A 23,924-nucleotide genomic window follows, 5' to 3' on the forward strand; every position below is an offset into this window, starting at 1 on the left:
CCCAGACCCCAGGTTGTCCAGTCAGGAGAGAAGCTGTGAAACACCCGATCCAACAACGCTACAGCGGCAATCGTCGCAACCCGCTTGCCCACTCCATTTCTTCGGCCCTTGCTGGCGGCGTGCTGCTGCTGGCCGGCGCCTTCGCCTCCTCCTCGGCCCTGGCCCAGGACCAGGCCACCAACCTGGACCGCATCACGGTCACCGGGTCGAATATTCCCCGCACCAACACTGAAACCCCCTCGCCCGTGCAGGTAGTGACGCGCCAGGACATCGATCGCAGCGGCAAGACCACCGTGGCCGAGTACCTGCAGACGCTCACCTCCGATGGCGCCGGCTCCATTCCCAAGACCTTCGGCAACGGCTTTGCCGGCGGCGGCGCGGGCATCTCGCTGCGCGGCCTGGGTGCCGGCTCCACGCTGGTGCTGTTGAACGGCCGCCGCATGGCCACCTACGGCCTGGCCGATGACGGCCAGAAGGTCTTCACCGACCTGAGCACCATCCCGCTGGACGCGGTCGAGCGCGTGGAAGTGCTCAAGGATGGCGCGTCGGCGATCTACGGCTCCGACGCCATCGCCGGCGTGGTCAACATCATCCTGCGCAGCGATTTCGATGGCGTGATCCTGCGCGGTTCGTACGGTCTGTCCGGCGACAGCGATGGCGACGCAAAGAAGGCCACCTTGACCGCCGGTACCGGTGACCTCGCCGAAGACGGCTGGAACGCCTTCTTCAGCCTGGACGTCGGCAAGACCGATGCAATCAAGATCAGCGACCGCAAGGACCGCAAGTGGATCGGTACCGGTGACCTGCGCCGCTGGGGCATCGCCGCCTCCGACGCGCAGTTCCTCAGCGGCGCATTCCTTAACGGCGCCACCAGCGGCGGCGCCGGCCCGAACGGTTCGGTGTTCGACGACCGCAACGTGGATGCCGACAACCCGGCCTTCCTGGTACCGCTGCCGGGCTGCCAGTCCGTGACCAACATCCCGGGCCAGACCGATGCCTCGATCGCCGAAGACGGCTGTCTGTACGATGCGGCCCAGCAGTTCCGCGACCTGAGCCCGAAGGAGGAATACGTCAACGTATTCGGCCGCGCCAGCTTTGCATACGGCGAAGGCGGCGAGATCTACACCGAGATCGGGTACTCCAAGAAGGAAACGGTCTTCAGCAACACCCCGTCCGGCGTGTCCGGCAGCTGGGGCTATCCCGGCGGCCCGGTCAACGCCAGCAGCGGCCCGGGTGCGGTCGTGCTGGGGCCGACCCATCCCGACAACCCGATCCCGGGCCAGGACTCGCGCCTGCGCTATTCTGCCTGGGACGTCGGCCCGCGCGTGACCACCAACACCAATGAGTTCACCCGCTTCCTGGTCGGCACCAAGGGCAACTGGGGCGAGTGGGGCTACGACACCGCCTACCTGCATTCGAGCACCAACCTGGTCAACAAGCGTGACGGCTTCCTGCGCTACAGCGCCGTGCAATGTGCGCTGGGCGACCCGGCCTGCGCGGGTGGGGTCTGGCGCATCGGCGACAACGCCGGGCAGAACTCGCAGGCGCTGTACGACTACATTTCGCCGCAGATCCAGGCCAACGCCAAATCCAGCCTGGACATGTTCGACTTCACCGTCTCGCGCAGCCTGATGGACCTCAAGGGCGGCCCGCTCGGCCTGGCGATCGGTACCGAATGGCGCAAGACCAGCAACAGCCTGACCCCGCAGACCTATACCGACGTGGGCGACATCATCGGCCTGGGCTACTCGGCCTATGACGGCACCCAGAACGTGTACGCCGGCTACGTGGAACTGTCCGCGCCGGTGCTGGAGCAGCTGGAGTTGTCGGGCGCCGTGCGTTACGACAAATATGAAAGCGGCGAAGGCAAGGCCACCCCGAAGTTCGGCGTGAAGTGGACCCCGGTGGACTGGGTGGCACTGCGTGCCACCTACGCGGAAGGCTTCCGCGCGCCGAATCCTGCCGAGAACGGCGACGGCGGCCTGGCGGCGTTCTCCACCGCACGTGATCCCGTGCGTTGCGCGGCCAGCCCGCCGGCGGATGTGACCACCAACTGCGGTGCGCGCCCGGTGGCCATCATCACCAGCCCGAACCCGGACCTGAAGCCGGAAGAGTCCAAGAGCTACTCGTTCGGCATCGTGCTGCAGCCGACCTCGACCACGTCATTGACGGTGGATGCATGGGAAATCAAGCGCACCAATGAGATCGCGCAGGGCAGCACCGCCGACGCGATCGCAGCCGGCAGCGTGCTGCGCGATACCGACCTGATCAACGGCATCCCCGGCACCGGCACCATCCTGGCGGTGAATACCGCCTACGTGAACGCCAACTCGTCGCGGGTGCGCGGTATCGATACCGATATCCGCCAGACCTTCGACGTCGGCCCGGGCCAGCTGGAGATGGACCTGCAGTGGAGCCACGTTCTGAAGTTCGAACGCACTGAAGGCGACAACACGGTTGATTACGTGGGCACGCACGGCAACTGCGACGTGACCAACTGCATCGGCACGCCCGAAGACCGCATCAACTTCGGCACCACCTGGAAGCAGGATGCGTGGAGCGTGAGCGGCGTGGTCAACTACATCAGCAGCCTGGAGAACAAGGACCGCCGCGGTGGCGATTACCTCGCGTTCTATGCCGATGGCACGCCGGTGGAGAAGATCTCCTCGTTCACCACGTTCGACCTGTCCGGTCGCTACAACATCACCGACGCGTTCGAACTGAACGCCTCGGTGCAGAACGTGTTCGACCGCACTGCCCCGCTCGACCCGACCACCTATGGTGGCGTGAACTACAACCCGCTGCACTTCAGTGGCGCGATCGGGCGTTACTTCACGGTGGGTGCGAAGTACACCTTCAACTGATCCACACACAGCACTGAAAGACGACGCCCGGGCATTGCCCGGGCGTTTTCTGTTCGCGCTGGGCAGAAGCGAAGGGTGCCGACGCGTTATTTCTGGAAGTCGCGCGCTGCGGGGACGGCGACACTTGTGCCCCATTCCAGCAAGGCCCCTACTTTGGGTATACAGAACATCACGCTTCCCGATGCCGTCTCCCGTCGTGCGGTCGCGCCTCCCGTGCGTGCCGTGGAGGCCGTCCCGCATCGACTGCCGACATTCATCGGCGCTCACAACCCGCCTGATGCGCATATGAAATCGGGAGTCTTCGAGGCCCTGGTGCCGTCGCTGCCTGAACCCCCGCGTATCGTGTTGCCTGACATCCACGACATCAGGCGCGATCTTGACGCTCGCCTGCTCCGCAGTAGCGGCAATTACGTCTGCCGTGAAAGAGAGATTCCCCGCCTCACTCCTCCGGTGCAGTCATTCAACGTCAGCAGTGCACTTACGAGGATTGGACAGGCAAAGACCCTGGAGCAGGCACTGCCTTCGATAAACGTGCTCCTGCGTGCAGGGGGCTACCCGTCTAGAGTGCTCCCGGCTGCAAGCCCTTCCGACCGGAGCTCTGCCGGTCCTGCGCACGCCAATGGACATATCCAGCTTGGCACTAATGTGTGAACGAAGAGGCCCGGGCATGTCCCGGGCCTTCTTTCGCGTGACCGTGATCGCGAACAGCGATACACCTGGACATGCGCGCAAAAAAAAGCCTCGCATCGCTGCGAGGCTATTAAAACTTGGCGCCCGAAGTTGGACTCGAACCAACGACCCCCTGATTAACAGTCAAGTGCTCTAACCGGCTGAGCTATTCGGGCGGGGTGCAAATTGTAACCAGTTTTTCGCAGCTTGTAACCCGTCTGCGCGGAATTTCTTCACGCGCGGTGATAGGGGTGGTTGGCCAGCATCGCCGCTGCGCGATACAGCTGCTCGGCCACCACCAGCCGCACCAGCATGTGCGGCAGGGTGAGCGGGCCGATCGACCACTTCTCGTCGGCCAGCGCCGATACCTCCGGCGAATGCCCTTCCGGGCCGCCAATCAGGAACGCCAGGTCCCTGCCCTGCCCGCGCCAGTGCTCCAGGCGCTGCGCCAGCTGCTCGGAGCTGAGTTGCTTCCCCGGTACATCCAGCGCCACCACATACGCGTTCTTGGGCAGCGCGGCGATCACCCGCCTGCCTTCGTCCTCGGTGGCGCGACGCGCATCGCGTCCCTTGCCACGCAGGCCCGGCTCGATTTCCACCAGCTCGAACGGCAACCAGTGCGAGAGCCGCTTCTGGTACTCGGCAAAACCCTGCGCCACCCAGCTGGGCGCGCGTTCACCGGTGGCGATCAGCCTGGCTTTCATCGTCGTGCTCCTTCAAATGACAACGGCGCCACCCGGCGCCGTTGTCGTCACCACGTGCGCAACGCTCAGCGCGCAGCGTAGTCGTCTTCTTCGTCGCCCTCGTCGAGCAGGCTCGGCGGCTGGTCGCCCACCGTCCACAGGCGCTCCAGCGCGTAGAACTCGCGCACGCGCGGCAGCATCACATGCACCAGCACGTCGCCCAGGTCAACCAGCACCCACTCGGCTTCGCGCTCGCCTTCCACGCCCAGCGGCATGATGCCGAGGTTCTTGGCGAACTTGACCACTTCGTCGGCAATCGACTTGACGTGGCGGCTGGAGGTGCCCGAGGCGATCACCATGAAATCGGTGACGCTGGACTTGCCGATCACGTCGATCTCGACCACGTCCCTGGCCTTCAGTTCTTCGGTGGCCTGGCGCACGCACTCCAGCAGCTGCTGGGTGGACGGTGCCGGGTTCGGCATGGTGACCTTGATGGTCTGGGGCTGGGCTTGGTCGCTCAAAGCAGGGAGACTCGATAAATGTGGGGCCGATTATACGGGGCGGAGGAGCTGAACGTGTTCACGGCGTAGGGACCCCGTACAGGCCATGGCGGGCGATGTAATCGGCGACCGGCGGTGGCAGCAGCCCGCGCCAGTCCCCGTCGGCGGCGATCCGCTCCCGCACGGCCGTGGCGGATTCGTTGCGCAGCGGGGCGTGCAGGCGCAACACGCGCCCTGCGGGGGCGCTGAACAGCGCCTTGTCGGTGTCTGCCCAACGCCCCTCCAGCGCCTGCTGCAGCGGGGCCGGCAGGGCCTGCTCCAGCGAGCTTCCCGGGCGGTCGGCCACGATGAAGTGCGCCAGCTCGAACAGGTCCTCCCACTGGTGCCAGCTGGGCAGGCCCAGCAGGCTGTCGGCGCCTAACAGCCAAGCGATGGGCTGGCGCGGGCCCAACTCGGCACGCAGCTCGCGCAGCGTGTCGACGGTGTAGGAAGGGGTCGCCGGCTGGCGCTGGGCGCGCTCCATCTCGCGCCGGTCCAGCAGCAGGCCCGGCTCATCGCCGATCGCCAGCGCCAGCATCTCCGCCCGCTGGGCGGCATTCGCACCGGGGGCCTGCCGGTGCGGCGGATCGGCCGCCGGCAGCAGGCGCACGGCGACCTGCAACTGGTCGCGCGCCGCCCGCGCGATGGCCAGGTGCCCCAGGTGCACCGGGTCGAAGGTCCCACCGTAATGGATGCGCAGGCCCATGGGGCTCAGGCGCGGGCGAGCAGGCGTACCGCGCGCGCTTCGGCCACGGCCACCAGCAGCCGCTCCAGGCCCAGCCAGGCATCGCCGTCGGCGCGCCCCTTGGCCATGCGGTCCACCAGCCCGGCCTCAGCGACGAAGCGCTCCCAGCGTTTGGCTTCCGGGTGCCGCTGCAGCGCGCGTTTGAACGGCGCCTGGCGCGATTCCCAGATGCCGCGACTCTTCATTTCGGCCGCCAGGTTGCCACCGCGCGCCTGCACCCGGGCCAGCGCGGCGGTGGACAGCATCTCGCGGATCACCATCGGCATCAGCGCGGCCACCGCCTCGCCTTCGCCGCGCAGCCCGGCCAGCATGCGCAGCACCGCCGCCGGCTGCCCGGAGAACGTGGCTTCCAGCAGGCGGAACACATCGTAGCGGGCGGCGTCGGCCACCAGCGATTCCATGGTGTCCACATCCAGGGTCTGGCCACTGGCCAGCAGCGCCAGCTTGTCGATTTCCTGCGCGGCCGCCAGCAGGTTGCCTTCCACCCGCTCGGCCAGCCGCTGCACGGCGGCCGGGTCCGCGCGCAGGCCCTGCTGGCGCAGGCGGCGCTCGATCCAGTCCGGCAGCTCGTGCGGCTTGATCGCCCAGGCCACCGACAGCACGCCGACCCGGTTCACCGCCTCGGCCCACTTGCCCTGGTGCGCCTTGCTCCACTCGTTGCAGGTGATCAGCAGGATCACGTCCGGCGCCGGGTTGGCGCAGAACTGGCTGATGACCTCCCCGCCCTCCTTGCCCGGCTTGCCGGTCGGCAGGCGCAACTCCACCAGCCGGCGCGCACTGAACAGGCTGGGGGCGTTGAAGGTGGCGTCGAGCTGGTTCCAGTCGAAATCGCGGCCGTCGGCATCGAACACTTCGCGTTCGCTGATGCCGTCGGCGCGAGCCCGCGCACGCACCGCATCGGCCGCTTCCAGCACGCGCAGCGTTTCCGGCCCGGCAATCAGGTACACCGGCGCCAGGGCCTGGCTGGCCGGCTGGCTGGCAAGCTGTTCGGGGCGCAGTTCCATCGTGCGGCCGGTCCGCCGGGCGGGCCGGTCAGCCGCCCTGCGGCGGCTTGACGGCCGGCACTGCGGCCGGAGGCGTGGTCGACGGCGCGGTCGACGGCACGCCGGCAGGCGCCGCTGCTGGATCGGCGGTCGGCTTGGCCGGCGGGTTGAGCCGCCCGCGCTCCAGCTCGGCGCGCACCACGCTGTCGATGCGGCGCATGATCGACGCCGACATCTCACGGCGCAGTTCGTCGGCCAGGATCTCGCGTTCGGTGGTGGTACCGGTGGAATCGGTCGGCGGCGAGACGTAGTCGCGCGACAGCTCGATGACCTGCTGCGGGACCAGGTCGCTGCCGTCTTCGCGACGGAACACGAAGATCACCGCGTAGCGGAGGCTGAACTCCTGTGCGCGGCCCTGGGCATCAATCGCGATGGGCAGGTCGCCCCAACGCTCGGACAACACCTGCAGCTGCGCAGCCGGTTCCTTGCTGTCGGCGTCGGCAAGGGTCGCGCCCGATGCCTGCAGGCCACGCCGGAGCAGCTTGGCCAGTTCGCTGTAGGGCGCCGTGGAGACCACCTTCACCGCCGCCGTATCGGCCGGCAGCATCAGCTTGTTGCGCAGGTGGAAGCCACAGCCGGCAAGGGTAGCGGTAAGAACAAGGGCAAGCAGGAATCGGGTCATGTTCACAGTCTGGAGGAGCCGGGCGAAGCCGGCAACAGAAAATTGGATGCCGTTACGATGCCCGACCCTGCGTGAACGAAGCACGTAGAGCGGGGCTTACCCCGCCACGATGTTCACGATCTTGCCCGGCACGATGATGATCTTGCGCACGGTCAGCCCGTCCAGGAACTTCGCCGCATTCGGCTCGGCCAGGCCCAGTGCCTCGATCTGGTCGCGCGCGGCATCGGCAGCCACCTCGATGGTGCCACGCAGCTTGCCATTGACCTGCACGGCCAGGGTCACCGCATCACGCACCAGCGCGCCGGCATCGGCCTGCGGGAATGGCTGGTCTTCCAGCAGCGTTTCGCCATGGCCCAGCAGCTGCCACAACGCATGGCTGGCATGCGGGGTGATCGGGTTGAGCAGCAGCACGGTGGCCTGCAGCGCTTCCTGGCGGACCGCACGGCCCTGGTCGGAGCTGTCATCGAACCTGGCCAGCGCGTTCATCAGCTCCATCACCGCGGCGATGGCGGTGTTGAAGCTGTGGCGGCGGCCGTAGTCGTCGCCGACCTTGCCGATGGTTTCGTGGGTCTTGCGGCGCAGCGCCTTCTGTTCGGCGGTCAGCGCCGCCAGGTCCAGCGCCGGGGCAATCCCCTCGTCCGCATGCTTCTGCACCTGCGTCCACAGCCGGCGCAGGAAGCGCGCCATGCCGTCCACACCCGCTTCGTTCCACTCCAGCGACTGTTCCGGCGGTGCGGCGAACATCGAGAACAGGCGCACGGTGTCGGCGCCGTAGCGGCTCACCATGGCCTGCGGGTCCACGCCATTGTTCTTGGACTTGGACATCTTTTCGGTGCCGCCGATCTCCACCGGCTGGCCATCGGCGATCAGCACTGCGCCGGTGACGCGGCCACGCTCGTCGCGCCGCACGTCCACGTCGGCCGGGTTGATCCAGTCCTTGGACCCGTCCGGGTTCTGGCGGAAGTAGGTATCGGCGATGACCATGCCCTGGCACAGCAGGTTCTGTGCCGGTTCGTTGCTGTCCACCATGCGCGCATCGCGCAGCAGCTTGTGGAAGAAACGGAAGTACATCAGGTGCAGGATCGCGTGTTCGATGCCGCCGATGTACTGGTCCACCGGCAGCCAGTAGTTGCCGCGCTTGTCCACCGCGTCACGGGCACCCGGGGAGGTGTAGCGGGCGTAGTACCAGCTCGACTCCATGAAGGTATCGAAGGTATCGGTCTCGCGCTCGGCCGCGCCACCGCAATCGGGGCAGGTGGTCTTGCGCCATTCCGGATCAGCCTTGATCGGCGAACCGGTTCCGACGAAGTTGACGTCTTCCGGCAGTACCACCGGCAGCTGCTCTTCCGGCACCGGCAACGCGCCGCACTTGGGGCAGTAGATCACCGGAATCGGGCAACCCCAGTAACGCTGGCGGCTCACGCCCCAGTCGCGCAGGCGGTAGTTCACCCGGCGCTGGCCCTGGGCCTTGCGCTCGAAGCGTTCAGCCAGCGCCTCGAAGGCGCCCTGGAAATCCAGGCCATCGAATTCGTCGGAATTGACCAGCTCGGTCTCGCGGGTCTTGTCGCCGTACCAGTCCTGCCAGTTGCGCGGGTCGTAGGCGGTTTCGTCCTTGCGCGGCGACTTCAGCGCGATGACCTGGCGGATCGGCAGGTCGTACTTGTTGGCGAATTCGAAGTCGCGCTGGTCGTGCCCGGGAACGGCCATGACCGCGCCGGTGCCGTAGCCCATCAGCACGAAGTTGGCCACCCACACCGGCACCTGGGCGCCGGTGACCGGGTGCACCGCGCGCAGGCCGGTGTCCATGCCGCGCTTTTCCTGGGTTTCCAGTTCAGCCTCGGACACGCCGCCCTGCTTCATCTCGGCCAGCAGCGCGGCCAGCGCCGGGTTCGACTTCGCCGCATGCAGGGCCAGCGGATGCTCGCCTGCGATCGACACGAAGGTCACGCCCATCACCGTGTCCGGGCGGGTGGTGAACACGCGCACCGAATCCAGCGCGCTGCCGTCGGCATCGCGCACGTCGAACTGGATCTCCAGCCCTTCGGAGCGGCCGATCCAGTTGCGCTGCATGGTCTTGACCGATTCCGGCCAGCCCGGCAGTTCATCCAGGCCGTCCAGCAGTTCCTGGGCGTAATCGGTGATGCGCAGGAACCACTGCGGAATCTCGCGCTTCTCCACCAGCGCGCCGGAGCGCCAGCCACGGCCGTCGATGACCTGCTCATTGGCCAGCACGGTCTGGTCGACCGGATCCCAGTTCACCACCGCGTTGCGGCGGTAGGCCAGGCCCTTGCGCATCAGCCGGGTGAACATGCGCTGTTCGTGCACGTAGTATTCGGGCGTGCAGGTGGCGAACTCGCGCGACCAGTCGATCGCGTAGCCCATCGACTTGAACTGCCCACGCATGTGTTCGATGTTGGCGTAGGTCCACTTGGCCGGCGCGGTCTTGTTCTTGATCGCCGCGTTCTCGGCCGGCAGGCCGAAGGCATCCCACCCCATCGGCTGCAGCACGTTGTGCCCGGTCATCCGCTTGTAGCGGCTGATCACATCGCCAATGGTGTAGTTGCGCACATGGCCCATGTGCAGCGCGCCCGACGGGTACGGCAGCATCGAAAGGCAGTAGTACTTCGGCTTGTCCGAGGCCTCGTTCACCTCGAAGGCGCGCGTGGCGTCCCAGAACTTCTGGGCGGCGGATTCAACCTGCTGCGGATCGTATACGTTGGGTTCGACGCTGGTCATGGAAAACACAGTTGCGGCGGCAAAGCGGCACAGCGTACCGCAGTGCGGCAAAGGGCTCCAATCATCGACGCTACGGATACGGGACTGGAATGGCATCCCGTTGATAAATCAAGGAATTACCCATTTCCGGATTATCTACAACGGTCATCCCGCGCGCGCACCCGCGTGGATTGCGGCCGAATCCGCCAGTTCAGTCGTGGCGGACCTTGCTGGCCACTGGCAGCGCCGCCGCCAGCCACACCGCCCAGGCAACGAAGGCGACGCGCTGCGCGACTGGCGCCGGAATGACCGCCTGCAGCACGAAGGCACCCACCAGTACGGCCAGCCCCGCAGACACGTGCAGTGCCGCCAGCCGCCCCCAGCCCGGCAGGCGACGCGCCCCGAAGCCCGCCATCAGTGCGCCCGGCACGAACGCCAGCACCCAGACCATCCACGCGCTGGCGTGGAACTGGCTGGCCGGGCTCTGGATGTCGGTGGGATCCAACGGCAGCACGCCCATCGCGGCGAAGGCCAGCCCGGACAGCACCAGCATCTGCCCGCCCACCCGCATCGTCCACGGCGCGGTGACCGGCACCCGCGCCAGCAGGCGCAGGGCCACCACCGCGGCCAGCAGCCCGGGCAGCACGAAGCCAAGCAGGTCGAAGGCCACCGCATGCGGCACCCCGGTCGCACCCAGCAGCGCCACCGGGTGCCCCAGTGGCAGGTAGCCCGGCAGTAGCGCGCCAAAGCCCAGCACCGAGGCCAGGAACAGCACCGCAGCCAAGGCGCCCAGCAGCGGATCGAAACGTTGCAGTGTCTTCATGCGGCCATTCTCCGCCAGCGTGGCGCCATCGCCTATAGGGCAACGCCGACCGATTGGGGTTGCTTCTCGATATCGCCGGCACCATACACTGCGTACATCTTTATCGTTGATCTTCCGACCATGAGCGAACTGCCCCACGTCTTTGACGCCACCACCGAAACCTTCGAAGCACAGGTGCTGCAGAAGTCGCTGCAGACCCCGGTACTGGTCGATTTCTGGGCCACCTGGTGCGAGCCCTGCAAGACTCTGGGTCCGATGCTGGAAAAGCTGGCCGGCGAGTACAACGGCGCGTTCGAGCTGGCCAAGGTCGACGTGGACAAGGAGCAGCAGATTGCGGCGGCCTTCCAGATCCGCTCGGTGCCCACCGTGTTCCTGGTCAAGGGCGGCCAGCTGGTGGATGGGTTCCCCGGTGCGATCCCCGAAGGCCAGCTGCGCGAGTTTCTGGCCCAGCACGGCATCAGCCCCGCCGAAGCCCCCGAAGCTGCGGCTGACGAGCCCGCACCGCTGGACCCGCAGGCCCGCGTGGACGTGCTGCGCGCCGGCATCGCCGCCGAGCCGGACAAGGAGGAGCTCAAGCTTGACCTGGCCCTGGCCCTGCTGCAGACCGGCGCCACCACCGAAGCCAGCGCATTGATCGATGCCCTGCCGGCCAACCTGTCCACCGACGACCGCGCCGTGCGCGCTCGCGCCCGCCTGGATTTCGCCAAGGCCCTGCAGGACGCCCCGGCACCGGAGCAGCTGGACGCGCGCATCGCGGCCGATGGCGGCGACCTGCAGGCCCGCCACCTGCGCGGCGTGCAGCAGCTGCTGGGCGGCGAAGACGAGGCCGCGCTGGAGCAGTTCCTGGCCATGTTGCGGAAAGACGGCAGCTACAGTGACAACCTGCCGCGCAAACTGCTGATCGATGCCTTCAAGGTCATCGACGACGCCGCGCTGGTCGGTCGCTACCGCCGTTCGATGGCCGCGCTGGTGTTCTGAGCGCGCCCGCCGTTCAGAATCCCTGCACCGGCAGCGGTCAATAATGTGATCGCGGTCTAACTTTCGACCGCGATCCATTCGGGGGGATGCGGTCTGGCCATGGGGGCCCTACGGCTCGGCCCCGCCTCCAGGGGCACAGATGACCGTGAGTTCGACCCGCTTCCCGCGCCTGCGCGCCCGTTCGATCCGCCTGCTGACGCTGCTGGGGCTGCTGTTGTCCGCCTTCCCCGTGCTGGCCCAGGACTGGACCTACCGGGTCCGCCCCGGCGACACCCTCTGGGACCTGGGCGGGCGTTACCTCAAGCCGGATGTGCCCTGGGCACACCTGCAGGCGCACAACCGTGTCGCCGACCCTTACCGGCTGCCCCCGGGCACTCCGCTCCGGTTCCCCATCGCGTGGCTGCGCGTGCAGCCTGCGCCCGCCCGGGTGCTGGCCGTGCGCGGCGCGGTGCACGCCCGGCTGGGCGACAGTGGTGCATTGCGCCCTGTGGTGGAGGGCGAACGGCTGGGCATCGGCACGCACCTGATCACCGGGGCAGATGCCAGCATGACCCTCGCCTTCGCCGACGACTCGCGCCTGCAGCTGCGCGAGCACTCGCACCTGCGCCTGGACCAGCTCAGCCGTTACGGCCACACCGGCATGGTCGACACCCGCCTGCGCCTGGAACAGGGCCGCAGCAGCAACCGGGTCACCCCCGCCAAGGGCCCGGCCTCGCGCTACATCATCGATGCCCCGACCGCGACCAGCAGCGTGCGTGGCACGCAGTTCCGGGTCAGTGCCGGCGGTCAGGGCCGCATGGCCGCCACCGAGGTACTGGAAGGCCGCGTGCAGGTCGGCAACCGGCGCGGCGAGCGGCTGGTTACCCACGGCCAGGCCACCCGCAACCGGACGCTGGACGCCCGTCCCGACATGCCCGAGACGCTGCTGCCCGCCCCTGTTCTGGCCCGCACTGGACTGCGTCTGGACCCACTACCGGCCCAACTTGCGTGGGAACCAGTAGCGCAGGCCACCCAGTACCGGGTAGAAGTAGTGCGCGCCGATCAGCCGGAGATCCTAGTGTTCGCCAGGGACACCGCCGACACCACCATGACCGTAGCCGACCTGCCCGCCGGCCTGCTGCGGCTGCTGGTGCGTGCGGTCAGTGCCGATGGCGTGGAAGGCGTGGATGCGCAGGCCGATTTCGAAGTGCGCGACCAGCCTGCGCCGCCGCTCACGGTGCGCCCGGTCAATGGCGAAACGATCACCAGCCCGCGCCCGCGCTTCGAGTGGAGCCAGGTGCAAGGCGCCGCCAGCACCGTGCTGCAGGTTGCCACCGAGCCGCAGTTCCTGCAGCCGGTACTGGAGCAGGAAGGGCGCGGCACCCGCGTGCGTGCTGCCGAAGACCTGCCCCCCGGCGACTATTTCTGGCGCGCGGCCTCGCGCGACGGCAACGGACACCGCGGCCGCTTCGGCCAGCCGGTGGCGCTGGGCATCAGCGACGCGCCGGTGGACCCTGCCCTGCAGCCGCCGCAGGCAGCCAAGGGCCAGCTCACCCTGCGCTGGCAGGCAGGCGCACCCGGCCAGCGCTACCGCGTGCAGCTCGACCGGCGTGGCGACTTCGCCCAGCCGCTGCTGGACCAGCAGGTGGATCAACCGGAGGTCACCCTGAAGCGACCGTGGCGCGGCACCCTCCACGTGCGCGTGCAGGTCATCGATGACGATGGCCATGCCGGCCCGTTCTCGTCGGCGCAGCAGGTGGAACTGCCCTGCCGCGCCTGCCAGGGGGCCGCCGGCGGCGCCCTGTTGCTGCTCCTGCTGCTGTGAGGCCGCTCACGCTCTCCTGGCCCCGGCGCATCGTGCTCGCGGTGCTGGTGGGCGTGCTGGCGGCGGTGGCCAGCCACGGGCAGTGGTTCTGGAAGCAGGATGAAGCGATCTACGACACCTACGTCGGGTCCTGGGACTACACGCCCGATCCGCGCCTGCTGGTGGTGGCCATCGACGACAGCAGCCTGCAGCAGCTCGGCCAGTGGCCGTGGCCGCGTTCGACCCATGCGCGGCTGCTGGACCGCCTGACCGCAGCCGACAGCCAGCGCGTGGTGCTGGACCTGCTGCTGTCCGAACCGGACCGCCAGGACAGCGCGCAGGATGCCGAACTGGCGGCGGCGATCCGCCGCAATGGGCATGTGGTGCTGCCGGTGCTGGCCGCGCCGTCGAGCGGGCCGCGCATGGCCGAGGAACTGCTGCCGATTCCGTTGATCGCCGCCAACGCCTCGATGCTGGGCCACAGCGATGTGGAGGTTGAGGCCGATGGCGTTACCCGCGGGCTGTACCTCACCGCAGGCATCGGCTCACCGCACTGGCCTGCGCTGGGCCTGGCGTTGGCCAACACGCGCGGACCGCTGCCCGGGCTGATCGATACCCGCCCACCCCATGACGCGCCCTACCAATGGCACCGCAACCACTACGTGCGCGTGCGCTTCGCCGGCCCGCCCGATCGCTTCCCGCAGGTGTCGTACGCGGATGTGCTGAACGGCGATGTCGCGCCGGAAATACTGCACGACCGTCTGGTGCTGGTGGGCATGACCGCCAGCGGCATCACCCCGCGCCTGCTTACCCCGACCACCCGCGAGCGCTGGATGAGCGGCACCGAATACCAGGCCAACGTGGCGTCGATGCTGCTTTCCGGGAATGTGATCAGCGTATTGGCGCCCTCATGGCAGGCAGCCTTCAGCGGGCTGCTGGTGGCGTTGTGTGCGCTGGGCCTGACCCTGCCGCGCGCGGTGGCCAGCGCCCTGCTGGCCCTGCCGCTGGCGCTGCTGTCCAGCTTCGCGCTGCTGCGTGCCGGCCACCTGTGGTTCGCGCCCGCTGCAGCGCTGACCTGCATGCTGGCGGTGATCTGCGCGTGGGTGCTGTGGCGGATCGCCGCGTGGCGCCGGCAGGCCAACAGCGATGGCTTGACCGGGCTCGGCAACCGCGTGCGTTTCGAACAGACCCTGCAGCAGGAGCATGATGCCGGCCGCCGCAGTGGTCGCCCGCTGACCCTGGTGCTGATCGATGTGGACCACTTCAAGCAGCACAACGACCTGCATGGGCATCATGCCGGCGATGCGGTGCTGCGCCGGATCGCCAACGAGATCCGCGCGCATGCGCGGCGCCCGCGCGACATGGCCGCGCGCTTTGGCGGTGACGAGTTCGCGCTGGTGTTGCCCGATACGACGTTGGAAGGCGCCGTGCAGGTGGTCGAAGACCTGATCGCTGCGGTACGCGGCATGCACCTGTCGCCCGCCACGCAGCCGCACGCGCAGATCACCCTCAGCGTGGGCCTGTACACCCACACCCCCGATGCCAGCAGCGAGCCGCGCCACTACTTCGAAGGCGCCGACGCAGCGCTTTACCGCGCCAAGGCCGCAGGTCGCGACGGCTACGCCACCGGCGAATCGGGCATGGGCGAAAACGCATAGAACCGCGCCCTGCTTGGCTCTACCGCGCTGCGGATTGCACACCATACGGTTGCGGATGGTAAGCTTTCGATACCTCCCCTGCCCCTTGCCCGCGATATGAAAGCCAGCCTGTTCCGCCATGGACTCAACCTGTGGCCGCCGTTCCTGTTTGCCGGCATCCACGTCACCGAGGTCACGCCCGACTACCGGTATGTCCGGGTGGAGCTGCGGATGCGGCCGTGGAACAAGAACTATGTGGGCACGCACTTTGGCGGCAGCCTGTTCGCCATGACCGATCCGTTCTGGATGCTGACCGTCATGCAGAACCTGGGTCGCGATTACTACGTGTGGGATCGGGCGGGTGAGATCGAGTTCCTCAAGCCTGGCCGTGGGACGGTAACCGCCGAGTTCCGGCTGGATGAGGCGCTGCTGGATCAGTTGCGGGCAGCTACCGCCGGTGGTGAGAAGTATCTGCACTGGTTCAGCAATGACATCGTCGATGCGCAGGGTGAAGTCGTGGCGCGGGTGCGCAAGCAGGTGTACATCCGGTTGAAGCCACAGGCGCGCGTTTGACGTGCGGCCGGTCGAGCGGCAATCGTGATCCAGTCCATTTCACCGCAGTCAACACAGCATTCCCCGACAGGACGCATTCTGCGGTGGCTGGCCGCGTAAACCGGGCCCGCGCCCCGCTACAATGCGCCGATGTCGCCTGAAGCCCCCCACCTCGTACCGCGCCCCTCCCTGCAGCGCCTGTTCCTGACCGGCCTGCTTACCCTGCTGCCGATCTGGTTGACCTGGGTGGTCATCAAGTTCGTGTTCGTGCTGCTCTCGGGCATCAGCAGCCCGGTGGTGGTGCCGCTGTCGGCGCAGATCGCCGCCTCGTTCCCGCATTACCTGGGCTGGGTCAAGGTCGAGTGGATGCAGAACGTGTTCGGGCTGCTGGCCACGCTGCTGGTCATCCTGAGCGTGGGCGTGCTCAGCCGGCGCGTGATCGGCCAGCGCCTGCTGCGCTGGTTCGGTGCGGTGATCAAGCGCATTCCGCTGGCCAGCATCATCTATGAAAGCGCCAAGAAACTTCTGGACATGCTGCAGACCGAGCCGGGTACGACCCAGCGCGTGGTGCTGATCGACTTCCCGCACCGGGACATGAAGGCGGTGGGCCTGGTCACCCGGGTGATCCGTGAACAGGGCACCGGCCGCGAGCTGGCGGCCGTGTATGTGCCGACCACCCCCAACCCGACCTCCGGGTATCTGGAAATCGTGCCGGTGGAGCTGCTGACCCCGACCGACTGGACAGTGGACCAGGCGATGAGCTTCATCATCTCCGGTGGGGCTGTGGCGCCTGAAACCGTGCCGTTTACGCGGGCTGGCGAGCGCTGAATAGGGGTTTTCGGGCTTCGGCCCGCGCTGCGTGGGACGCGCGTGGCGTGTCTCTACGCTGTACGCCGGCATCCTGAGCGGGGCGCTGAGGTGGTTGTGTCCGGCTGAATCAGGCAAGCTCCCCGGTCTGTATAGGATTTACGGAAGCATTCGATGCCCCACCCCGCCCGTGCCCTGGCGCTCGTGATTGCCTCACTGCTGGTCTTCACTGCCGCTGCCCCGGCCGAAGCCGCCAAGAAGAAGGCCAACCGGCCCGCCGCCGCACAGACGCGCCAGGCCAAGCCCAAGGCCAAACCCCGCGCCCGCCCCGCCGCAGCCCCCGCGCGGCAGCCGCTGGTGCGCCAGCAGACCAAGGCCGCCCAGCTCGAGCGCATCTACGACGAGTACTGGGACGCCTCGATGCGACTCAACCCGCTGCAGGCCACGTTCCAGGGCGATGCCCGCCACAACGACCAACTGCCGAACATCCTCTCGGCCGCCTACCGCCAGCAGTCGCATGACTTCACCGAACAATGGCTGGGCAAGGTCGAGAAGATCGGCCCGGACGGCCTCACCGGCCAGGACCTGCTGAGCTACCAGATCTTCGTGCGCGATGCGCGCATGTCGCTGGCCGCCGAGAAGTACCCGGGCTGGATGCTGCCGGTGAGCCAGTACTACAACCTGGGCAGCATCATGGCGATCCTGGGTTCCGGCTCGGGCGCGCAGCCGTTCAACACCGTGCAGGACTACGACACCTGGTCCAAGCGTTCGCTGGGCATTCCGCCACTGTTCGACCAGGCCATCGCCAACATGCGCGAGGGCATGCGTGCCGGCGTGGTGCAGCCGCGCGACCTGATGGAGAAGGTGCTGCCGCAGCTGGATGCGGTGATCAAGCCCACGGCGGAGGAAAGCATCTTCTGGGCGCCGGTGCGCAACATGCCCGACGATTTCCCTGAAGCAGACAAGGCGCGCATCACCGCCGACTACAAGCGCATGATCGAGTACCGGCTGATGCCGGCCTACCGCGCGCTGCGCGGCTTCATCGCCACCGAATACCTGCCGGCCACCCGGAAAACCGATGGGCTGTCCGCACTGCCCAATGGCGTGGCGTGGTACACCCAGAACATCGTCCAGAGCACCGCCAGCACGCTTACCCCGCAGCAGATCCACGCGCTGGGCGAACAGCGCGTGGCCAGCCTGCAGGAACAGATCACGGCAGTGATGAAGGAAAACCGCATCCGCGGCTCGCAGCAGAAGCTGCTGCGCAGCATGCGTACTGACAAGAACTTCCAGTACGCCACGCCCGATGCGCTGTTGATGCGCTACAAGCAACTGCAGCAGCAGGTGGGCGCGCGCCTGCCTTCGCTGCTGGATACGCTGCCCAAGGCACCGTTTGAAATCCGCCCGGTGGAAGCCGACCGCGCCGCCAGCGCTGCCGCCGTGAGTTACCAGCCGTCGCTGCCCGACGGCATGCGCCCGGCCGTGCTGTACGTGAACACCAATGCCCTGCCCAGCCGCCGCACCTGGTCGGCGCCGGCGCAGTACCTGCACGAAGGGATTCCCGGCCACCACGTACAGCTGGGCCTGCAGCAGGAACTGGACAAGCTGCCGCGCTTCCGCCGCCTCGGCGGCGACGTGGCCTTCGTGGAAGGCTGGGGCCTGTATGCCGAATCGCTGGGTGACGAACTGGGGGTCTATCAGGATCCCTACGCAAAGATCGCCTACCTGCAGGGTGCGTTGACCCGCAGTGCGCGCATGGTGGCCGATACCGGCGTGCACGCGCAGGGCTGGAGCAAGAAGCAGGCGGTTGATTATCTGGTCAAGACCGCCGACATGCCGGTGGAAGATGCCACCGCCGAGGTGGAGCGCTTCATGGCCCTGCCCGGCCAGACTCTGGCCAATGGTCTGGGCGAGCTGAAGATGATGGAGCTGCGCGACAAGGCCAAGGCATCGCAGGGTGCGGCGTTCAATCCGCGCCGGTTCCATGCCGAGGTGCTGCGCGATGGCTCGATGCCGCTGGATATCCTGGAGGCGAAGATAGAGCGCTGGCTGGCCGCGCCGGCCACCAGCGAGGCACCGCCGTCGCGTTGAAACGGAGTGCGGGCCGCACTTGCGGCCCGCAGTGCAGATCACACGTCGTCGGGCTTGGCGCCGAGCATGTCCTCATCGCCGAAGATCATCAGCCGCATGAACTCGTCGCGGAAGAACTTCGCGGCCATTTCCCGGGTCACCTCTGCCATGTCCGGCGCGATCGGCTTGATGTCGTGACCGGGCTCCGGCGGGTTGATGCCAGGCTCGGGTGGGTTGATGGACGGATCGTCCACCGCGGCCTGCATGCGCTGCATCAGCGTCTGCTTCTGGCCCTCCACCGTAGCGGTGTTGGGGGGCGCCATCGCCCCCAGTTTTTCAAGCATCATCAATCTACTCCAATCGGGGTCAGGGGTAAGGGCAATCGCTTGAGGCGGGCGTCGATCCCGCTCACGTAGGCACCGGCACGCTGGCGCGCGGCCGCTTCCAGTGCATTGGCATCCACGCTGGCTTCCACGGCGGCGGCCATCGCGCCCACCGGGTCCAGTTCAAACAACAACGGACCGGCTTTGAGCATCGGCAACGCCGACCGGGACGCTACTACCTGCACACGCGGAGCGTCGGCCTTCGTCGCCAGCTGCGCCAGCACGGTTTCGCCCAGTGCAGGCATCTGCCCAGGCACGTACAGCACCAGACCCGCCTCGGCCGTAACCAGCAGCTGCTCGCAGCGACGTACCACCAAGGCCGCGTCCACGCCTTCAGCGGCAAGACTTGCGGAGATCACTTCACGCACCTGGCCGAGTACCGCTTGACGCGTGGCTTGTACATCGCCCAACGCGGCCGCCAGCAATGGCACCGCCTCGGCAATGGCGTCGGCGTAACCCTGGCCGAATCCATCAACGCGCGCCTGTGCGATGGCGGCGTCCACCTGCTCGGGCAACGCCCCCAACACAGCCGAGGCGCGGCGCCGCGCGGCGGATTCGAGCTGGTCGGCCCGTGCCGCCTGGCCCAGCGCGCTGGGCGCGATCACCCCGCCCTGCGCATGCGCCAGCACGTGCTCAGGAAAGCTTTTCAACATAGGTCACCGCCGTCCAGAAAAGGTCCAGATCGATACGTTCACGCGGCAGCGGGCGTAGGGTGTCGCCCGCCATCGGCGCAAAAGGAAGGGAGAGCCGCGCGGAGAGCCAGGCGGGCAGCAGCGGTGCCAACGGCTGCAGCTCGACGCCGCCCCAGACCAGCAGCACCCTGGAGAGATCTGCTGGTACGGGCGCCTGCACGCAGCCCCCCGGTTGCCTCGCATGATCGGCCCGCATGAACGCCTGCACCGTGGCCGGCAATGCCGAACAGCCACGCTGCGACGCCAGCCAGTCACGCAGCCGCGCGGCCGCCATGAGCGTGGCCACCTCCGGCAGCCTGGGCCACAGGCCCATCAACCGCCGCGTCAGCACGTCCGCGGGAGCCGCCAGCGTTGCCGGCATGGGCAGGCGACGCTGGCGGATCAACGTGGTGTTGAGCCAGCGCTGCTGATCCAGGGAGGCGTCGGCGTACACCGCCCGCCACGGCCGGTAGTAGGCAGCCGGGGCATAAGCGATGTGCATGGCATCATGCGCCACGCCAGCGCCTCCAGCCGGTTGCGCCAGTGCCAGTGCCGGTGCCACGCGCGCTGACCCGCTGCCATGCCGTGCGCAGGCGGTTGCCGACCGCCGGCACCAGACGCACCAGCACCCACCCGCCCAGCAGCAACATCAGGGCCAGGCCACCGCAGAGCAGCACCCAGGCCAGCGGCAGGCTGCGTTCGTTGCCGGCCGTCACGGCAAGCGTCCGCGGCCCCTCGACCTCGGTAAGGATCACCGAGACGTTGTCGTACTCCACGCCATCAAAGGTGTTGCGCAGGAAGCGCTTCACGGTCTGCAACAGCACTTCCGCATCGACACCTGGCTCATGCGCCACTACGGCCGCCACGTGCATACGCCGGCGTTCGGCACGTCGACCTTCGGTGCCCAGGTTGGCATCGTAGTTCAGGTGCACGCGACTGGACTGCACGCCATCGATCAACTGCAGTGACTCTTCCAGACGCTGTTCCACTGCCGAAATCAGCCGCGCACGCTCACCGAGCGGCGTACTGACAAGAGAATCGGCCGGGAACGCCGCCGACACCTGACTGCGCGGCGCCGATGGCAGGTCGTTGCGTTGCATCAGCTCAATGGCTTCGGGCAGATCGCGCGGACCCACCTGAACCTGGTAGCCGCCCTTGCCCAGGTTGAGCTTTTCGGCGTCGATGTTATGGCGGAGCAGTACGGCAATCACTTCATTGGCCTGGCGCTCGTCCAGGTTTTCCAGCAATGGCTTGCGCGCGCAGCCAACCAGCACCACCAGCGCAAGCAGCGGCAGCACCACGCGCCACCGGCTCAGGCGGCGCACGGCCACCGCAAAAGGCGGCATGTTCATGACTTGAGCAGCGTCTCCACCGTCTTGTTGGCGTGGTTGGCCAGTCCGGCGGCGACGATCATGCGCTTGGTGTAATCGGCCAGGTTGAGCTGCAGCTCGTGCAGCGCAGCCGGGCTCGATGCGGTGGCGGGATTGTTGCTGGCGGCCTGGATCGAGGCCAGATCATTGCCGGCGCTGACGTAGCCGTTGGCCAACGCCTGGCTCATGCGATCCGAGAGCGGTACGGCGGCGCCTTCAGCGCCGCCCACCACGTCGATCTCGGTAGCGATCTGTGTCACTTGCAAGGGTGCATCTCCTGCGGAACATCCGCATAGGGTCCTGGTACCGGCAGCACCGCTGCCGGCACAGGAGGTCATCAACCCAGGTTGCGGGCGTTCTGCTTCTGCATGTCCGACAGGCTCTTGGCCGAGTTCGACTGCAGCGTGCGGTAGGTGGTGTAGGCCGACAGGGCGGTCTGATAGTCGGCAAGATGCGCCGGATTGGTCGGGTCACCCTCGTCGCCGCCAGGAATGCCGTCGCCGGCAATCTTCTTGAACGCGTCGTCCAGCGCCTTCTTCAGGGTCGTTACCCCCGCGTCAAATCGGTCGCTGTGATCGCCCAACCAGCCCCACTGCGGGCCCTGGACATCGCCATCGAAATCGTCGCCCGGAACGGGCGTGGTACCAACGGGTGTTGTAGTCATTACAGTTACTCCGGAAGAAAGGTCAACGGCTACCTGCCGTAGAAAAATCCCAGCGACCTTCGCCCACCGAGAGCAGCTGGTCCTGGGAATACTGGTAGGAACGCCCCTTGAGCAGGTCGTCCCACAAACGGATGCTGATGCGCACGCGGCGCTCGCCCCACTGCTGCACGAAATCGTCGCGGTACTGCGCCATGGCGTGCAGCGACGCGTCATCGAGGAACACATCGTTGGAAATGCTGGCCCGGCCGGCATGGTTGCCGGTGCGGGTGGTAATGCCACGCGCGCGCAGCTCGTCACGCGCGATGGCCACCAGCTGGCCATCGCCTACCAGGCGCACATCGATGCTGGCCGCGTACGGCATCTGCGGTACGAGCAGGGCCTGCACCTGGCGCTGACGCTCGGCATCGTTCAAGCCCAGTGCGGTGATCACCACTTCCGGGCGCTGCGGGGTGCGCAGGCGGATTACCGCGTAAGGCACGCTGGCACTGTCGAGCACGGCACCGATGCGCGCGGCCTCCACGTGGCGCTCGCGGTACTGGTCCTGCAGCCGCCCTGCCCGCTGGCTGGCACGCTGGCCCCAGGCCACGGCCTCGGCACTGTCGCCGAAGGCATACAGGCGCCCGTCGGCGTCATGCACCACGGTGTAGTTGTAGGGGGATTTCGCCAGTACCGCTTCCAGCGTGCGGACCTGCGTGGCAGGCCGCTGGCGGTCGTAGAGCCACCAGCCGCCGGCGCCCACCACCATCACCAGTGCGGCGACGGCAATCCAGCGGCGGGCGCCGGCACCGCGCGTGGGGCGCATTACCGGGGTGTAGGGCGTGCCTTCGTCGACCAGCACCGGCAGGCGGTGGTCCAACACGGCCGCCGACCAGGTATCGGTGTCGGCACGCACGGCGAGCGCAAGGCCTGCCACGTGCACCACCGAATTCAGTGGCAGGTCCTGCGGGCTCCAGACGTCGGCCCCTTCAGCGCGCACTTCCAGCGTGATGCTGTCGTCGCCCAGGTGGAAGCGGAACGAGGCCGGCGCCAGATCGCCGGGGATGTAGAACACGTTGTCCGCATTGGCGAGGGTGGCGCCCAGCTGGCCCTGCTGCAGGGTGCGGGCCGGGCCGACGTGGAAGACGGTATCACCGGGAGAGAGGGTGAATTCCACGCCATCGAGCTGGCCGGAAAGCAGTTTCAACTTGTGCGCGGGGAGCATTGGAGTCCGGGGAATGCGGGATCGGAAGTGCCGGTGCACAGGGCATTGCGGCGACGACGCGCAGACTGACAGCTCCCCCGGACCCCTTACATGAAGATAATTTCAATGTCCTAGCACTGCACTTTCTTGTAGTGCCGCCCCACTCGGGAGCGGGGCAGCGCACCACCGCGGTGACTAATTCGTCACCGAGGTCGGGGTTACTTGATCGACCTGAGTGGGGTAACAGCCCCATTTGACAGCTTCCGGAATGGAGAGCAGGTCGCGAATTCCTATGATCAAGCTCTGTGCATTACCCGCGTCAAGTTGCAGATTCAAAACCCGCTCCAAGTCCCGCATTTCCGCCCCATCCAGGAGTTCAGCCACCTTGATCGCCCCCTCTTCGGCTCGATCAATGGACGCTGCCAATGCGGGACTTCGCTCTGCGATACAACTCAAGAAAGGGCGAGGTAACATCGCGCTGGCGATCGCGTCAAACAGCCTCTGGCCGCCTAGCCTCATGGCACACTCTACGATGCATTTGCGCGAAGCACTCATCGCATCTGTCAACTTTTCAGACTTTGAATCTCCGTGATACCAGCCGTCTGGCGCAGAGCGACATCGACCAATACGGACGCCAACCTTCAGAATTGCGGCCTCGACTTTTCTCTGGAACTCAATAAGATCTCTGTCTGCGGGCGACGCATCAAGCTGCTCAGCAAGGCCCGCACGGATCGCCCCCAATGTCATGAGGTGAAGGAAAAGATAACTTCCCAATCGATCAGTACTGGCCGGCCCCATCCAGTTCATTGTCTGATTCAAGGCTGCCGCCTCTCGACGTGACGCGCTCGACCTTGACTTGGCAAAAACGTCATAGCAAACACTGGCGCTTTGCCCTATGGCCTGTCGTACAAAGGTCCCAGTAAGAGTCACGTAGTGACAGTAGTCGAACGTCGGCGGCGGGCGGTTCTCAATTCTCTCCAATCGAATACTGCGGAGTGTCTTCTCAATACTGAACCGCGATGGCGCGACCGGCCGCGACGGCGCAACGATTGGCAATCCCGATGTACGTGGCATGCATGAATTCCTTGACTGTGGCCGACATGAATTTCTCTTCGCAGGCTGAGCT

General features: G+C 67.0%; 22 protein-coding genes and 1 tRNA gene. 7 read left to right on the top strand and 16 right to left on the bottom strand.

What is annotated here, in order from left to right:
• Window positions 1-35: 35 nt before the first annotated feature.
• The gene (locus ACQG3P_RS07140) at window positions 36-2,864 is read left to right on the top strand and encodes a TonB-dependent receptor (RefSeq protein WP_426804636.1); all 2,829 of its coding nucleotides are present in this window, start codon (window positions 36-38) and stop codon (window positions 2,862-2,864) included.
• 768 nt (window positions 2,865-3,632) lie between these two features.
• On the opposite strand, the gene ACQG3P_RS07145 is transcribed toward ACQG3P_RS07140, so the two are convergent.
• The 8 genes from ACQG3P_RS07145 to ACQG3P_RS07180 all read right to left on the bottom strand — a co-directional run bounded on the left by ACQG3P_RS07145 (window position 3,633) and on the right by ACQG3P_RS07180 (window position 10,703).
• Window positions 3,633-3,709 (bottom strand) — tRNA-Asn (locus ACQG3P_RS07145).
• A gap of 57 nt (window positions 3,710-3,766) precedes the next feature.
• Complete coding sequence (rlmH, locus tag ACQG3P_RS07150) at window positions 3,767-4,237, bottom strand: 23S rRNA (pseudouridine(1915)-N(3))-methyltransferase RlmH (RefSeq protein ID WP_426804637.1); 471 nt, start codon at window positions 4,235-4,237, stop codon at window positions 3,767-3,769.
• A gap of 65 nt (window positions 4,238-4,302) precedes the next feature.
• A complete protein-coding gene (gene rsfS / locus ACQG3P_RS07155; RefSeq protein WP_184126665.1) occupies window positions 4,303-4,698 on the bottom strand; it encodes a ribosome silencing factor in 396 nt (131 codons plus the stop codon).
• Window positions 4,699-4,795: 97 nt separating this feature from the next.
• Window positions 4,796-5,461, bottom strand: coding sequence for a nicotinate-nucleotide adenylyltransferase (gene nadD, locus ACQG3P_RS07160; protein WP_426804638.1), 666 nt, complete (start codon window positions 5,459-5,461; stop codon window positions 4,796-4,798).
• A 5-nt stretch (window positions 5,462-5,466) separates the two neighbouring features.
• A complete protein-coding gene (gene holA / locus ACQG3P_RS07165) occupies window positions 5,467-6,504 on the bottom strand; it encodes a DNA polymerase III subunit delta (RefSeq protein WP_184126479.1) in 1,038 nt (345 codons plus the stop codon).
• 28 nt (window positions 6,505-6,532) lie between these two features.
• Complete coding sequence (gene lptE / locus ACQG3P_RS07170; protein ID WP_426804639.1) at window positions 6,533-7,165, bottom strand: LPS assembly lipoprotein LptE; 633 nt, start codon at window positions 7,163-7,165, stop codon at window positions 6,533-6,535.
• Between the two features lie 96 nt (window positions 7,166-7,261).
• Window positions 7,262-9,901, bottom strand: a complete 2,640-nt coding sequence (gene leuS, locus ACQG3P_RS07175) for a leucine--tRNA ligase (protein WP_095363494.1) — start codon at window positions 9,899-9,901, stop codon at window positions 7,262-7,264.
• Between the two features lie 190 nt (window positions 9,902-10,091).
• Window positions 10,092-10,703 carry a DUF998 domain-containing protein gene (locus tag ACQG3P_RS07180; RefSeq protein ID WP_184126476.1) on the bottom strand — a complete coding sequence of 204 codons (612 nt, stop codon included), beginning with the start codon at window positions 10,701-10,703 and terminating at the stop codon, window positions 10,092-10,094.
• Window positions 10,704-10,823: 120 nt separating this feature from the next.
• On the opposite strand from ACQG3P_RS07180, the gene trxA reads away from it, so the two are divergent.
• The 6 genes from trxA to ACQG3P_RS07210 all read left to right on the top strand — a co-directional run bounded on the left by trxA (window position 10,824) and on the right by ACQG3P_RS07210 (window position 18,551).
• Window positions 10,824-11,681 (top strand): thioredoxin, encoded by an 858-nt coding sequence (gene trxA, locus ACQG3P_RS07185; RefSeq protein ID WP_320457430.1) that lies wholly within the window; start codon window positions 10,824-10,826, stop codon window positions 11,679-11,681.
• A gap of 139 nt (window positions 11,682-11,820) precedes the next feature.
• Window positions 11,821-13,485, top strand: a complete 1,665-nt coding sequence (locus ACQG3P_RS07190; RefSeq protein WP_426804640.1) for a FecR domain-containing protein — start codon at window positions 11,821-11,823, stop codon at window positions 13,483-13,485.
• Window positions 13,482-15,122, top strand: a complete 1,641-nt coding sequence (locus ACQG3P_RS07195) for a CHASE2 domain-containing protein (RefSeq protein ID WP_426804641.1) — start codon at window positions 13,482-13,484, stop codon at window positions 15,120-15,122. The genes ACQG3P_RS07190 and ACQG3P_RS07195 overlap by 4 nt, the downstream gene beginning before the upstream one ends.
• A gap of 96 nt (window positions 15,123-15,218) precedes the next feature.
• Entirely contained in the window at window positions 15,219-15,674 is a 456-nt protein-coding gene (locus ACQG3P_RS07200; RefSeq protein WP_426804642.1) for a DUF4442 domain-containing protein, read from the top strand.
• A 129-nt stretch (window positions 15,675-15,803) separates the two neighbouring features.
• Window positions 15,804-16,481, top strand: coding sequence for a DUF502 domain-containing protein (locus ACQG3P_RS07205; protein ID WP_068853557.1), 678 nt, complete (start codon window positions 15,804-15,806; stop codon window positions 16,479-16,481).
• A gap of 153 nt (window positions 16,482-16,634) precedes the next feature.
• Window positions 16,635-18,551, top strand: coding sequence for a DUF885 domain-containing protein (locus ACQG3P_RS07210; RefSeq protein ID WP_426804643.1), 1,917 nt, complete (start codon window positions 16,635-16,637; stop codon window positions 18,549-18,551).
• Window positions 18,552-18,589: 38 nt separating this feature from the next.
• On the opposite strand, the gene ACQG3P_RS07215 is transcribed toward ACQG3P_RS07210, so the two are convergent.
• The 8 genes from ACQG3P_RS07215 to ACQG3P_RS07250 all read right to left on the bottom strand — a co-directional run bounded on the left by ACQG3P_RS07215 (window position 18,590) and on the right by ACQG3P_RS07250 (window position 23,605).
• Window positions 18,590-18,877, bottom strand: coding sequence for a hypothetical protein (locus ACQG3P_RS07215; protein WP_320457436.1), 288 nt, complete (start codon window positions 18,875-18,877; stop codon window positions 18,590-18,592).
• Complete coding sequence (locus ACQG3P_RS07220) at window positions 18,877-19,563, bottom strand: hypothetical protein (RefSeq protein WP_426804644.1); 687 nt, start codon at window positions 19,561-19,563, stop codon at window positions 18,877-18,879. Before ACQG3P_RS07220 ends, ACQG3P_RS07215 begins: the two co-directional genes overlap by 1 nt.
• Window positions 19,547-20,101 (bottom strand): hypothetical protein, encoded by a 555-nt coding sequence (locus ACQG3P_RS07225; protein WP_426804645.1) that lies wholly within the window; start codon window positions 20,099-20,101, stop codon window positions 19,547-19,549. The genes ACQG3P_RS07220 and ACQG3P_RS07225 overlap by 17 nt, the downstream gene beginning before the upstream one ends.
• Complete coding sequence (gene sctJ / locus ACQG3P_RS07230; protein ID WP_426804646.1) at window positions 20,091-20,936, bottom strand: type III secretion system inner membrane ring lipoprotein SctJ; 846 nt, start codon at window positions 20,934-20,936, stop codon at window positions 20,091-20,093. The genes ACQG3P_RS07225 and sctJ overlap by 11 nt, the downstream gene beginning before the upstream one ends.
• The gene (gene sctI, locus ACQG3P_RS07235; protein ID WP_093533434.1) at window positions 20,933-21,214 is read right to left on the bottom strand and encodes a type III secretion system inner rod subunit SctI; all 282 of its coding nucleotides are present in this window, start codon (window positions 21,212-21,214) and stop codon (window positions 20,933-20,935) included. Before sctI ends, sctJ begins: the two co-directional genes overlap by 4 nt.
• A gap of 77 nt (window positions 21,215-21,291) precedes the next feature.
• A complete protein-coding gene (locus ACQG3P_RS07240) occupies window positions 21,292-21,618 on the bottom strand; it encodes an EscF/YscF/HrpA family type III secretion system needle major subunit (RefSeq protein ID WP_320457441.1) in 327 nt (108 codons plus the stop codon).
• A gap of 22 nt (window positions 21,619-21,640) precedes the next feature.
• Window positions 21,641-22,801, bottom strand: coding sequence for a PrgH/EprH family type III secretion apparatus protein (locus ACQG3P_RS07245; RefSeq protein WP_426804647.1), 1,161 nt, complete (start codon window positions 22,799-22,801; stop codon window positions 21,641-21,643).
• 192 nt (window positions 22,802-22,993) lie between these two features.
• Complete coding sequence (locus ACQG3P_RS07250; RefSeq protein WP_249832884.1) at window positions 22,994-23,605, bottom strand: hypothetical protein; 612 nt, start codon at window positions 23,603-23,605, stop codon at window positions 22,994-22,996.
• Window positions 23,606-23,924 lie beyond the last annotated feature (319 nt).

The organism is Stenotrophomonas sp. SrG (genome assembly GCF_050031795.1).
Taxonomy (GTDB): Bacteria; Pseudomonadota; Gammaproteobacteria; order Xanthomonadales; family Xanthomonadaceae; genus Stenotrophomonas; species Stenotrophomonas rhizophila_A.

Excerpts from the sequence above, each read along its gene's own strand:
- rlmH (WP_426804637.1), bottom strand. The coding sequence starts at position 4,237 with ATGAAAGCCAGGCTGATCGCCACCGGTGAACGCGCGCCCAGCTGGGTG.
- rsfS (WP_184126665.1), bottom strand. The coding sequence starts at position 4,698 with ATGCCGAACCCGGCACCGTCCACCCAGCAGCTGCTGGAGTGCGTGCGC.
- nadD (WP_426804638.1), bottom strand. The coding sequence starts at position 5,461 with ATGGGCCTGCGCATCCATTACGGTGGGACCTTCGACCCGGTGCACCTG.
- holA (WP_184126479.1), bottom strand. The coding sequence starts at position 6,504 with ATGGAACTGCGCCCCGAACAGCTTGCCAGCCAGCCGGCCAGCCAGGCC.
- lptE (WP_426804639.1), bottom strand. The coding sequence starts at position 7,165 with ATGACCCGATTCCTGCTTGCCCTTGTTCTTACCGCTACCCTTGCCGGC.
- leuS (WP_095363494.1), bottom strand. The coding sequence starts at position 9,901 with ATGACCAGCGTCGAACCCAACGTATACGATCCGCAGCAGGTTGAATCC.
- ACQG3P_RS07180 (WP_184126476.1), bottom strand. The coding sequence starts at position 10,703 with ATGAAGACACTGCAACGTTTCGATCCGCTGCTGGGCGCCTTGGCTGCG.
- trxA (WP_320457430.1), top strand. The coding sequence starts at position 10,824 with ATGAGCGAACTGCCCCACGTCTTTGACGCCACCACCGAAACCTTCGAA.
- ACQG3P_RS07190 (WP_426804640.1), top strand. The coding sequence starts at position 11,821 with ATGACCGTGAGTTCGACCCGCTTCCCGCGCCTGCGCGCCCGTTCGATC.
- ACQG3P_RS07200 (WP_426804642.1), top strand. The coding sequence starts at position 15,219 with ATGAAAGCCAGCCTGTTCCGCCATGGACTCAACCTGTGGCCGCCGTTC.
- ACQG3P_RS07205 (WP_068853557.1), top strand. The coding sequence starts at position 15,804 with ATGTCGCCTGAAGCCCCCCACCTCGTACCGCGCCCCTCCCTGCAGCGC.
- ACQG3P_RS07210 (WP_426804643.1), top strand. The coding sequence starts at position 16,635 with ATGCCCCACCCCGCCCGTGCCCTGGCGCTCGTGATTGCCTCACTGCTG.
- ACQG3P_RS07215 (WP_320457436.1), bottom strand. The coding sequence starts at position 18,877 with ATGATGCTTGAAAAACTGGGGGCGATGGCGCCCCCCAACACCGCTACG.
- sctJ (WP_426804646.1), bottom strand. The coding sequence starts at position 20,936 with ATGAACATGCCGCCTTTTGCGGTGGCCGTGCGCCGCCTGAGCCGGTGG.
- ACQG3P_RS07240 (WP_320457441.1), bottom strand. The coding sequence starts at position 21,618 with ATGACTACAACACCCGTTGGTACCACGCCCGTTCCGGGCGACGATTTC.
- ACQG3P_RS07250 (WP_249832884.1), bottom strand. The coding sequence starts at position 23,605 with ATGAACTGGATGGGGCCGGCCAGTACTGATCGATTGGGAAGTTATCTT.